This is a genomic window from Dechloromonas sp. H13 (genome assembly GCF_009469615.1).
In the GTDB taxonomy this organism is placed as follows: Bacteria; Pseudomonadota; Gammaproteobacteria; order Burkholderiales; family Rhodocyclaceae; genus Azonexus.
The window spans coordinates 184,952-195,956 of record NZ_SSXX01000005.1; the positions used below are offsets into that span (position 1 = coordinate 184,952).

An 11,005-nucleotide genomic window follows, 5' to 3' on the forward strand; every position below is an offset into this window, starting at 1 on the left:
CTGTCCTCTGGGTTAGAATCCGGCGCATGATCGGAATCCTCCTCATCACCCACGGCAGCTACGGCGAGGCGCTGGTGCAGAACGCCTGCCACGTGCTCAACAAGCGTCCCGTCCAGCTCAACCAGCTCGGCGTGTCGGCGCAGGACGACCCGCTCGACCTGCTGCCGCTCGCCCGCCAGATGCTGCGCCTGGTCGACAACGGCAAGGGGGTGCTGGTGCTCACCGACATCTTCGGCGCCACGCCGTCCAACCTGGCGCTCAAGCTGCTCGAACCGGGCCGCGTCGAGGGCGTTGCCGGCGTCAATCTGCCGATGCTGCTGCGCGCCCTGACCTATCGCGAACGCGGCATGGAAACCTTGCTCACGCGCGCCGTCTCCGGCGGGCGCGACGGCGTGCTCAACATGCAGGACCACTGACGATGCTGACCAGAGAAACCGAAATCATCAACAAGCTCGGCCTGCATGCGCGGGCCTCGGCCAAGCTGACCCAGCTGGCCGGCAAGTTCAAGTGCGAAGTGTGGATGGCCAAGGGAACGCGCCGCATCAACGCCAAGAGCATCATGGGGGTCATGATGCTGGCCGCCGGCAAGGGCTCGAAGGTGACGCTGGAAACCGACGGCGCCGACGAACAGGAAGCGATGGACGCCCTGCTGGCGCTGATCGCCGACTATTTCGGCGAGGGAGAGTAGCGACATGAGCTTCACCCTGCATGGCCTCGGCGTTTCCGGCGGCATCGCCATCGGGCGGGCCATGCTCATGTCGCACGCGACGCTCGAGGTGTCGCACCTGACCATTTCGCAGCGCATGGTGGACAAGGAAATCGCCCGCTTCGACGCCGCCATCAAGGCAGTCAAGGGCGAGCTGGAAACGATGAAGGAAACGACCGAGCACGCGCCGGCCGAGCTCGCCGCCTTCATCGACATCCACACCATGTTCCTCGAAGACCCGGAACTGGTCGACAAGCCGCGCGCGATCATCCGCGAGCGCCGCTGCAACGCCGAATGGGCGCTGGTGCAGCAGATGGAGGACCTCGTCGAGCAGTTCGAGCAGTTCGAGGATCCCTACCTGCGCGAACGCAAGTTCGACGTCGTCCAGGTCGTCGAGCGGGTGATCAAGGAACTGCTCGGCCATCCCGGGCGCGCCGTGATGAAGGCGGCCAAGGGCGTCACCGAGGAAATGCTGATCGTCGTCGCCCACGACCTGTCGCCGGCCGACGTCATCACCTTCAAGGAGCACCGCTTCGCCTCCTTCATCACCGACGTCGGCGGCGCCACCTCGCACACCGCGATCCTCGCGCGCAGCCTGGCGATTCCGTCGGTGGTCGGCATGGAGAACGCCCGCGCGCTGATCCGCGACGGTGAACAGCTAATTGTCGACGGCAAGCGCGGCGTCGTCATCGTCAATCCCGACGTGCGCGTGCTGGAGGAATACCAGCTTCGCAAGAACCAGATCGAGCTCGAGAAATCCAAGCTCAAGCGCCTGAAAACGGCAAAGTCGCAGACGCTCGACGGCGTCGATGTGCAGCTCTACGCCAACATCGAACTGCCGGGCGACGTGCCGGGAGCGCTCGATGCCGGCGCCGAGGGCATCGGCCTGTTCCGCACCGAGTTCCTCTTCCTCGACCGCGGCGACATGCCCGACGAACAGGAGCAGTACGAAGCCTACCGCAAGGTGGTCAAGGGTATGGCCGGGCGCCCCGTTACCATTCGCACCTTCGACCTCGGCAACGACAAGGACCTCCGCCCGGACGGCATGTCCGGCGACCGCGTCAAGACCAACCCGGCCCTCGGGCGGCGCGCCATCCGCCTGTCGCTGGCCGAGCCGCGCATGTTCCAGACCCAGCTGCGCGCCATCCTGCGCGCCTCGAAGCACGGGCCGATCAAGTTGCTGATCCCGATGCTGGCGCATGCGCACGAGATCGACCAGACGCTGGCCGCGCTCGAGCAGGCCAAATCCAGCCTGCGCGGCGAGAAGGTCGCCTTCGACGAAAACATCCCGGTCGGCGGCATGATCGAGATTCCTGCCGCCGCGCTGGCCATCGGCCTCTTCCTGCGCCGTCTCGATTTCCTGTCGGTCGGCACCAACGACCTGATCCAGTACACGCTGGCAATCGACCGCTCCGACGAACAGGTTTCCAGCCTCTACGACCCGCTGCATCCGGCGGTGCTGATGCTGATCGCTCACACCCTGGCCAGCGCCGAGAAGGTGAATATCCCGGTTTCGCTGTGCGGCGAAATGGCCGGCGACCCGAAGCTGACCCGCCTCCTGCTCGGCATGGGGCTGCGCAACTTCTCGATGCACCCGTCGCAGATCCTCGAGGTCAAGAGCCGCGTGCTGAAGGCCGATGTCGCCGACCTCGCCCCCACCGTGCGCCGCATGCTGCGCCTGGACGAGCCGGGCAAGCTGCAGGAAGCGCTGGAAAAGCTCAACGGCTGAGTCGCGGCTGGTTGCGGTCGACCCCCGAAAAAGGCCTAAATCCGGCACCCGGCCACCCCCTTCCCTCGCCGTAGGCAAAATGCCGCGCGGCAATTTGTCGCATTCCATGAACTGCCCCAATGGCTGAAAATCCGGCCCGCCAAAAAAATAATTTCCGGTCAGCAGAGAAAGCACCGATCCAGGGGAAGGTTTCATGGGGTACCACATTCGTCCATTGGCGGCTGCCGTGGCCGTCATTTTTTCCGGCGCGGCATCTCCCGTCGCCGTCGCGCAGACATCGGACGTCCCGGCGACCGTGCTCGACGAGGTCGTCGTACGCGGCGCGCGTGAGCCGTCGGTTCCGGCGACGAGCGGTTTCGGCAACCCGTCCGCGGTCGACAAGCCCGAGCTGCGCATCTTGCGTCCGGCGACCAGCGATACCGCCACCCTGATGCGTGACGTACCCGGCATGCAGTTCCAGAGCGCCGGCGGTACTTCGAGCCTGCCGGTGATCCGCGGCCTTGCCGACGACCGCAATCGCATCCTGGTCGATGGCATGGATCTGATCGCCTCCTGTCCCAACCACATGAATTCGCCGCTGTCGTACCTCGACCCAAGCAATGTGGCGACGCTCAAGGTCTATCCCGGCATCGGTCCGGTCAGTGTTGGCGGCGACAGCATCGGCGGCACGATCATCGCCGGGGGGCGCCCGTTGCCCTTCGCCTCGGCCGGACAGGGTCTGCTGACCACGGGTGAACTGGGGGCGTTCTATCGCAGCAACGGCGATGCCTGGGGTGGCAACATTTATGCCGCGGCAGCCAACGAATCGTTCAGCATCGCGTACACCGGTTCCTACGCTGAATCCGAGAACTACAAGGCCGGCGGCAACTTCAAGACGACGACGGCGACCGGCAATCCGGGTCAATCGATTCCCCTCAACGAGGTCGGATCGAGTGCGTACAAGACCTGGACCCAGCAACTGGCCATCGGCCTCCAGGGGGACGGAAACCTCGTCGAGTTCAAGTACACCTTCGTCAAGACGCCGGAGCAGCTTTACCCGAACCAGCGCATGGACATGCTCGACAACGAGCAGCAACGCTTCAACCTGAACTATGTCGGCCAGTTCGCCTGGGGCAAGCTAGACGCGCGGATCTACCATGAAACCGTCGACCACTACATGGATTTCGGGCCCGACAAGCGCTTCTGGTACGGTGGCGGAATGATGACCTCGGTCGGCATGCCGTGCTCGCCGATCAGCGCCACCTGTGCCGCCGGCATGCCGATGTACACCGCCAGCAGGAACACCGGCGGCACGGTCGCTGCCGACATCGAGCTGAGCGAAAAGGACCTGCTGCGCGTCGGTGGCCTCTACCAGCACTACACGCTTGACGACTGGTGGCCGCCCTCGGGCGGCGGCATGTGGCCAGGCACCTTCTACAACATCAATGACGGCGAGCGTAACCGGTTCGCGCTGTTCGGGGAATGGGAGTCGCGTTTGAATGCCCAGTGGAAGACGCTGCTCGGCGCCCGCTATGAGAACGTGCAGATGGATACCGGCAATGTCCAGGGGTACAACCCGAACACCAACGGCATGGGGATGATGGTGAACAACCAGCAAAAGGACGCTGCCGCCTTCAATGCCCAGGATCGCAAGCGTACCGACGACAACTGGAACCTGACCGCACTTGCCCGCTACACGCCGTCGGAGATGGCCGATATTGAGTTCGGCGCTGCGCGCAAGGTTCGTTCGCCCAACCTCTACGAGCGCTATACCTGGTCAACCTGGTCGATGGCCGCGGTCATGAACAATACCGTGGGTGACGGCAATGGCTACATCGGCAATATCGATCTCAAGCCGGAAAAGGCGAATACCATCGCCGCGACTTTTGATTGGCACGCGGCAGACCGCTCGTGGGAAATCAAGGCAACGCCGTATTATTCGCGCGTAACCGATTACATCGATGCCATCCGCTGTACCAGCGGCGCTGCCTGCACCCGAAACAACACGACCACGACCAATCAGTTCGTTGTCCTGCAATATGCCAACGCCTCCGCGGAACTCTACGGTATCGACATTTCCGGTCAGGCAGCGCTGGCTCAGACTACCGCCGGCGCTTTCGGCCTGCGTGGCGTGATCGGTTATGTTCATGGCGAAAACCGCGATACCGGAGACGGTCTGTACAACATCATGCCGCTCAATGCCCGCATTGCGCTTACCCACCGGCTTGGCGGCTGGGACAACGTTCTCGAAGTCATCGGCGTCACCCGCAAGGACGATGTCTCGGAAGTGCGCAACGAACTCGAAACACCAGGCTACGGGTTGACCAACCTGCGCCTCAGCTATTCGTGGAAGCAGGCCCGCATCGACTTCGGCGTTGAAAACCTGTTCGACAAGTTCTACTACATGCCGCTAGGCGGTGCCTATGTCGGACAAGGGTCGACCATGATGCTCAACCCAGGCAATCCGGCCTGGGGAACCGGCGTGCCAGGCGCCGGACGCACGATCTACACGGGGTTGAACCTCAAGTTTTGATCGTGAAATGTGAGTGCGTAACGAATGGACGGGGCAACACCTTAACCTGCAACTGATGAGTGAGTTACGTAGCGTGCAGTCCTTCCGGCCGGGCGCGCCGATCTACAGGATCGGCGTCGCCGGGCTGGCGTGGCGCGTCGAACGCGGCTCGGTTCGCCTTGACGGCCACGGGGCACCGGGCGAAGCTCGTTTTGCCAGCCTGGCGCTGCCGGGCGACATCATCGGCAGCGAGGCGATGTTGTTTGGCACCTATGCGTTCGCCGCCAGCGCCCTGACCGAATGCGAACTTTCACCGTGGCCGGAAGGCGCCGCGACGGCGCGCAGCGGTTCGCTCTTGCGTTCGCTGGCCACTGCCCAGCGGCGGGCCGCCGACCTCGTCGCGCTGCGCGGCGGTGAAGCCGTCCGCCGGGTGATCGGCCTGATCCGCATGATGGCTGCCGGCGGGGATGGAACCGACGACCCTGTCGTCCTGCCGACGCGTCAGGACATCGCCGACATCACGGCGTTACGCATGGAAACGGTCTCGCGCATCATCAAGCGCCTGGAGCGAGATGGTTTGTTGCAACCGGTGCGTGTTGACGGCGTGCACGCGACGCGCAGTTTCACCGTGGATTTCCGCCGGCTCGCAGTGTAGGCATGGCGGCGCATGACACGCCTGGCTGCGCCGTAAAGATTAGAATGCGCCGATGATGGCCGAACTTCCTGCCGCTCCCGAACCGGCCCGCCTGTTCGGACGCGGCCTGCCTTACCTGTCGTTTTCCCTGTTGCTGCACGCGCTGCTGCTTGCCTGGCCGAGCCTTGGCGCCTACCGCAGGGCGACACCGCCGCCGGTCGATATCCTGGCGGTTACTCTCGTCACCGCGCCGACACCACTGCCGGCCGCCAGCGCCGCAGTTCCGTCTGTCGCGCCCCTGGCCGTCCCGCCACCGCCACGTGCGCGTGCCGCGCACACCCCGCGTTCGGCTGTCGTCGCAGTCAGCCGCAATGACACCCCGTTCGCTGTTCCCGCAGCGCCAGTCGCCGCAGCGCCAGCGTCAACCCCTGCCGGCGGCGACGGGTCGCCGCCAGCGGCACCATCAGCGACCAGCGCGCCGCGTTTCGACGCCGCCTACCTGCACAATCCGGCTCCGTCTTACCCGCCGGCCTCCCGCCGCCTGGGCGAAGAGGGGCGGGTGCATCTGCGCGTGCGGGTTGGCCCCGATGGCAGGCCGGTTGCGGTCGACGTCGAAAAAGGTAGCAATTTCGAGCGCCTCGATGAAGCGGCACGCGCCACCGTTGCGCGCTGGCGTTTCGTTCCCGCCCGACGTGCCGACGAGCCGGTCGAAGGACTGGTCGTTGTGCCCATCGTCTTCCGGCTTGACGAGTGAAGCCATCGCATCGAACCCGTAAATGCGCTGTCGGGCGTCAGGCGGCATCGTCGAGTCGGATTCGGATTGATGTTCCTTCGGGTTGAATTTTCGGAAGGTCGTCCCCATAATGCTTTCATGGCTGTAATTCCGGCGAGTCGGAAGCGCTTCGGACGCGGGTTCGATTCCCGCCACCTCCACCACAGGGGGGGTGTACTGGTTTCGACGGGGTGAATGAGGATGAGCAGGCAGCTCGAAAGGCGACGGACGTAATCCGCGCAAATCCATAATTGCCAACGATGAGCAATTTGCTATCGCCGCCTAAACGGCATAGCTGGGGCCGCTGAAGCCTTATTATCCAAGACAGCCGGCGGGGACTTCGGTCCCCGTCGTCATTTCCGATGCTGTCCGCAAGGGGCGAGCAAGGCGCCCGGAAAAAGGCGCGACGAACATGAAAAAGCCGGGTTTCCCCGGCTCGCTCTCAGTGATAGGCGGTCCTGCTGGACAGCTTTCTGGCCAATAAACAGGCCAGGCTGAAAATGACCGCAGCAAATCCGATGCCCAGGTAGGAGAGTTCGTCCATAGTTGCCCCGCAAAAGGTAGGTTGAGAATTTTGAGCGCGTTTAGACAGGTTCGCCGCGCAAAGTTCCCGGGATCGCGTTCGAGGGTGGGCGGAAATTTCGTTCCGCCGCATTGCCTGTCCGCGCTTTCCCTGCTTGAATGTGCTGTCTGCCGAACATGAAGCGGAGGAATGAAGATGGACCAATCGCAACCGGCACCGTCCGGCGCCCCCCTGAGCCTCCATCAGGCTGCCCAGCTGCTGGCTTCCGCCTCGCTCTCGGTGCGCGATGCCGAGGTCCGGCTGGCACTGGCGATCGACCGCGGCGAACTGCCGGCGAATATCCTGCGCTGGGCGACCGAACAGTGGGAGGGCGAACGCCTCGAAGGCAACATCGACCGCATGCGGACCTTCGTCGCGCGGGCCGACCTCGACGCCTGGCTTGCCGCTCAGGCCGGCGAGGGCAGCTAGCGGCTGCAGACCTGGCGGAAGCGCCGGAGCATGCTTTCGGTGTAGCTCTGGGTCGAGCGGACCTTGCCGCTGGTGTTGTCGAACAGCACGTTGAAGCGCGCCGGTTCGTTCCAGTCGTCGCAGTAGCGCCATTCCCAGACCAGCTCGTCGCGCCGCTCGAAGTAGACGGTCCATTGCGGTTGTGACGGACCGAGGATGCGCAGCACGTCGTCCTGGCTCATGTCCGGGCGGATCAGCGAGAAATGCTTCATGTCGAGAACGCCCTCGATGCTGGCCAGCGTTCCCTTGCTGTCAATTCTCACCATGAAGGTGTTGAAGCCCGCCGGGCCGCGCGGGTAGGCCAGGAGTTCGCTGCCGTCGGGTTCGCGCCAGCGCATGGCGGGCTCGCCCATCAGCTTCACGACCTCGTCGCCGGTGCTGATGCCCGGCTTGAGTCCGCGTCCGTCATAGGAGGCGCAGGCGGCCATCAGGAGTGCGAAGATCAGGGCGATGATGATTTTCATTGGACTCCCCAGGAGGAATGCAGCGTGGAAACCGGCGGGCGGTGGCGCGTTCAGCTATCGCGTTCGGCGCTGAGCAGCCGCTCGCAATAGCGGGCGATCAGGTCGACCTCCAGGTTGACCCGGCTGCCGGCGGCGAGGTGTTTCAGCGTGGTGTTTTCCAGCGTGTGCGGGATCAGGTTGATGGTGAAGATTTCGCCGGCAACCTCGTTGGTCGTCAGGCTGGTGCCGTTGACGGTGACCGAGCCCTTGCGCGCGATGTATTTCGCCAGGTCCTGCGGCGCCTGGATTTCCAGCAGGCGGTTGTCGCCGACCGGGTCGAAGCGCAGCACGACGCCGACGCCGTCGACATGCCCGGAAACGAGGTGGCCGCCGAGCCGGTCGGCCAGGCGCAGCGCCTTTTCCAGGTTGATCTCGCCGGGCGCGTCGAGGCCGATGGTGCATGAGAGCGTCTCGGGTGAGACGTCGACCATGAAGTGGTTGCCTTCCTTCGCCACCACGGTCAGGCAGACGCCGTTGCAGGCGATGGAGTCGCCGAGGGCGACGTCGTCGAGGCCGAGGTTGCCGGCCTCGACATGCAGACGAAAGCCCGCTTCGCGCGTGGTGAGATGGGTGATGCGGCCGACTGCGGCAATGATTCCGGAGAACATGGCAAGTACCGTTCGTTCAAAATGCGGACTTTATCATGCTCCCTTGATCAGGCAGCTTGCGGGGACGCCCGGATGGTAATAGGGTTTTCACCTTTGCATAATCGATTCACCAAAGGGAGAGAAACATGAAGAAAACCGCCCTCGCCATGCTGCTGTCGACGCTGGCCGCGAGCGCCCTCGCCGACCTCAACGTCGGCGTGACGCTGTCGGCCACCGGCCCGGCCGCCTCGCTCGGCATTCCCGAGAAGAACACCATCGACCTGCTGCCGAAGACCATCGCCGGGCAGAAGGTCAATTACATCGTGCTCGACGATGCCTCCGACACGACGACGGCGGTCAAGAATGCCCGCAAGCTGATCGGCGAGAACAAGGTCGATGTGCTGATCGGGTCGACGACGACCCCCAATTCGCTGGCCATGATCGACGTCGCCGCCGAGAGCGAGACGCCGATGATCGCGATGGCGGCGGCGGCGCGCATCGTCGAGCCGATGGACGCCAAGCGCAAGTGGGTGTTCAAGACGCCGCAGAACGACGCCCAGATGTCGACGGCGATCCTCGAGCACATGACCAGCAACAACGTGAAGACCGTCGCCTACATCGGCTTTTCCGACGCCTACGGCGAAGGCTGGTGGAACGAATTCTCGAAGCTGGCCGAGGTGCGCAAGATCAAGGTGGTCGCCAACGAACGCTTCAACCGCACCGATACCACGGTCACCGGCCAGACGCTCAAGATTCTCGCCGCCAAGCCGGATGCGGTGCTGATCGGCGGCGCCGGCACGCCGGCCGCCCTGCCGCAGCGCTCGCTCAAGGAAAAGGGCTACAAGGGCATCGTCTACCAGACGCACGGGGTCGCCAACAACGACTTCCTGCGCGTCTGCGGCAAGGATTGCGAGGGCACCGTGCTGCCCACCGGGCCGGTGCTGGTCGCCGCCCAACTGCCGGCCGACAACCCCGTCAAGAAATCGGCCACCGAGTATGTCAACCGCTACGAAGCCGCCTACGGCCGCGGCAGCGTGACGGCGTTCGGCGGCTACGCCTGGGATGCCGGCCTGCTGCTCGCCAACGCCGTGCCCGAGGCCCTGAAGAAGGGCCAGCCGGGCACCAAAGAGTTCCGCGCAGCCCTGCGCGATGCCCTCGAGTCGACCAAGGATCTGCCGGCCTCGCATGGTGTCTTCAACATGAGTCCCAACGACCACCTCGGCTTCGACCAGCGCGCCCGGGTCATGGTCAAGGTCGAGAACGGCACCTGGAAACTCGTCAAGTAAGCCCGTCCCCCTGCCCGCCGCCGCGCCCGGAGGGGGCGCGTGCTGCGTGGTAGACTGCGGCCTTTGCCGCTGCCTTCCGGAGATCTAACCCGTGTTCAAGAAGCTGACGCTGGCTGTTCTGGCTGCCCTGTCCACCGCCGCGCTGGCCGACATCAACGTCGGCGTTTCGGTTTCCGCCACCGGCCCGGCGGCCTCGCTCGGCATCCCGGAGAAGAACACCATCGCCCTGCTGCCGACGACCATCGCCGGGCAGAAGGTCAATTACATCGTCCTCGACGACGCCACCGACCCGACGGCGGCGACCAAGAACATCAGGAAGCTGATCGGCGAGAACAAGGTCGATGTGATGATCGGGTCGACCACGACGCCGAATTCGCTGGCGATGATGGATGTTGCGGTCGACAGCGAAACCCCCCTAATTTCCATGGCCGGCTCGGCGATCGTCGTCGAGCCGATGGACGCCAAGCGGCAGTGGGTGTTCAAGACCGCCCAGAACGATGCCCACATGGCGACCGCGATCGTCCAGCATATGACCGACAGGAAGGTGCAGACGGTCGCCTTCATCGGCTTCGCCGACGCCTACGGCGAAGGCTGGTACAAGGAGTTCGCCAGGATCGCCGAGGCGCGCAAGCTGAAGATCGTCGCCAGTGAGCGCTACCAGCGCAATGACACTTCGGTGACCGGCCAGATCCTCAAGATCATGGCCGCCAAGCCGGATGCCGTGCTGATCGGCGGCGCCGGCACGCCGGCCGCGCTGCCGCAGAAGACGCTCAAGGAAAAAGGCTACAAGGGCCTGATCTACCAGACGCACGGCGTCGCCAACAACGATTTCCTGCGCGTCGGCGGCAAGGACGTCGAGGGCGCCTTCCTGCCGGTCGGGCCGATGGTCGTCGCCGCCCAGCTGCCGGCCGACAACCCGGTCAAGAAATCGGGGCTGGAGTACGTCACCAGGTACGAGGCGGCGCACGGCAAGGGTAGCGTCAGTTCCTTCGGCGGCCATGCCTGGGATGCCGGCGTGCTGCTCCAGGCCGCCATCCCGCAGGCGCTGAAGAAGGGCCAGCCGGGCACGAAGGAATTCCGCAAGGCGCTGCGCGATGCGCTCGAGTCCACCAAGGACCTGCCGGCCGCGCACGGTATCTTCAACATGACGCCGAACGACCATCAGGGCTTCGACCAGCGCGCGCGCGTCATGGTGACCATCGAGAACGGCAACTGGAAACTCGTGAAGTGAGCGCACGCTCGCGCTGACCAGAGAGCTGCGTCAGGG

At 64.5% G+C, this 11,005-nt stretch carries 11 protein-coding genes and 1 other RNA gene; 10 read left to right on the forward strand and 2 right to left on the reverse strand.

The genetic code is table 11. The annotated features are described in order from the left end of the window. The first annotated feature begins 26 nt into the window (after positions 1-26). From GH660_RS12865 to GH660_RS12900, 8 genes are all read left to right on the forward strand, one after another. On the forward strand, positions 27-416 hold the full coding sequence (locus GH660_RS12865) for a PTS sugar transporter subunit IIA (protein WP_153147067.1): 390 nt from the start codon (positions 27-29) through the stop codon (positions 414-416). Positions 417-418: 2 nt separating this feature from the next. Next, positions 419-688, forward strand: coding sequence for an HPr family phosphocarrier protein (locus GH660_RS12870; RefSeq protein ID WP_153147068.1), 270 nt, complete (start codon positions 419-421; stop codon positions 686-688). Between the two features lie 4 nt (positions 689-692). Continuing rightward, on the forward strand, positions 693-2,435 hold the full coding sequence (gene ptsP / locus GH660_RS12875) for a phosphoenolpyruvate--protein phosphotransferase (RefSeq protein WP_153147069.1): 1,743 nt from the start codon (positions 693-695) through the stop codon (positions 2,433-2,435). A gap of 193 nt (positions 2,436-2,628) precedes the next feature. Then, entirely contained in the window at positions 2,629-4,947 is a 2,319-nt protein-coding gene (locus GH660_RS12880; RefSeq protein WP_153147070.1) for a TonB-dependent receptor, read from the forward strand. 55 nt (positions 4,948-5,002) lie between these two features. Next, entirely contained in the window at positions 5,003-5,581 is a 579-nt protein-coding gene (locus GH660_RS12885; protein WP_153147071.1) for a Crp/Fnr family transcriptional regulator, read from the forward strand. 52 nt (positions 5,582-5,633) lie between these two features. Beyond that, on the forward strand, positions 5,634-6,314 hold the full coding sequence (locus GH660_RS12890; protein WP_153147072.1) for an energy transducer TonB: 681 nt from the start codon (positions 5,634-5,636) through the stop codon (positions 6,312-6,314). A gap of 68 nt (positions 6,315-6,382) precedes the next feature. Further along, positions 6,383-6,688, forward strand: a transfer-messenger RNA (tmRNA) gene (ssrA, locus tag GH660_RS12895). A gap of 362 nt (positions 6,689-7,050) precedes the next feature. Beyond that, positions 7,051-7,323 (forward strand): hypothetical protein, encoded by a 273-nt coding sequence (locus tag GH660_RS12900; RefSeq protein ID WP_153147073.1) that lies wholly within the window; start codon positions 7,051-7,053, stop codon positions 7,321-7,323. On the opposite strand, the gene GH660_RS12905 is transcribed toward GH660_RS12900, so the two are convergent. Next, positions 7,320-7,826 carry a hypothetical protein gene (locus tag GH660_RS12905; protein ID WP_153147074.1) on the reverse strand — a complete coding sequence of 169 codons (507 nt, stop codon included), beginning with the start codon at positions 7,824-7,826 and terminating at the stop codon, positions 7,320-7,322. The genes GH660_RS12900 and GH660_RS12905 overlap by 4 nt on opposite strands. 50 nt (positions 7,827-7,876) lie before the next feature. Then, positions 7,877-8,473, reverse strand: coding sequence for a riboflavin synthase (locus GH660_RS12910; RefSeq protein WP_153147075.1), 597 nt, complete (start codon positions 8,471-8,473; stop codon positions 7,877-7,879). A 125-nt stretch (positions 8,474-8,598) separates the two neighbouring features. Between GH660_RS12910 and GH660_RS12915 the strand changes: the two genes are divergently transcribed. After that, the gene (locus GH660_RS12915; protein WP_153147076.1) at positions 8,599-9,738 is read left to right on the forward strand and encodes an ABC transporter substrate-binding protein; all 1,140 of its coding nucleotides are present in this window, start codon (positions 8,599-8,601) and stop codon (positions 9,736-9,738) included. Between the two features lie 91 nt (positions 9,739-9,829). Beyond that, positions 9,830-10,969 (forward strand): ABC transporter substrate-binding protein, encoded by a 1,140-nt coding sequence (locus GH660_RS12920; protein WP_153147077.1) that lies wholly within the window; start codon positions 9,830-9,832, stop codon positions 10,967-10,969. The last annotated feature ends 36 nt before the right edge of the window (positions 10,970-11,005 follow it).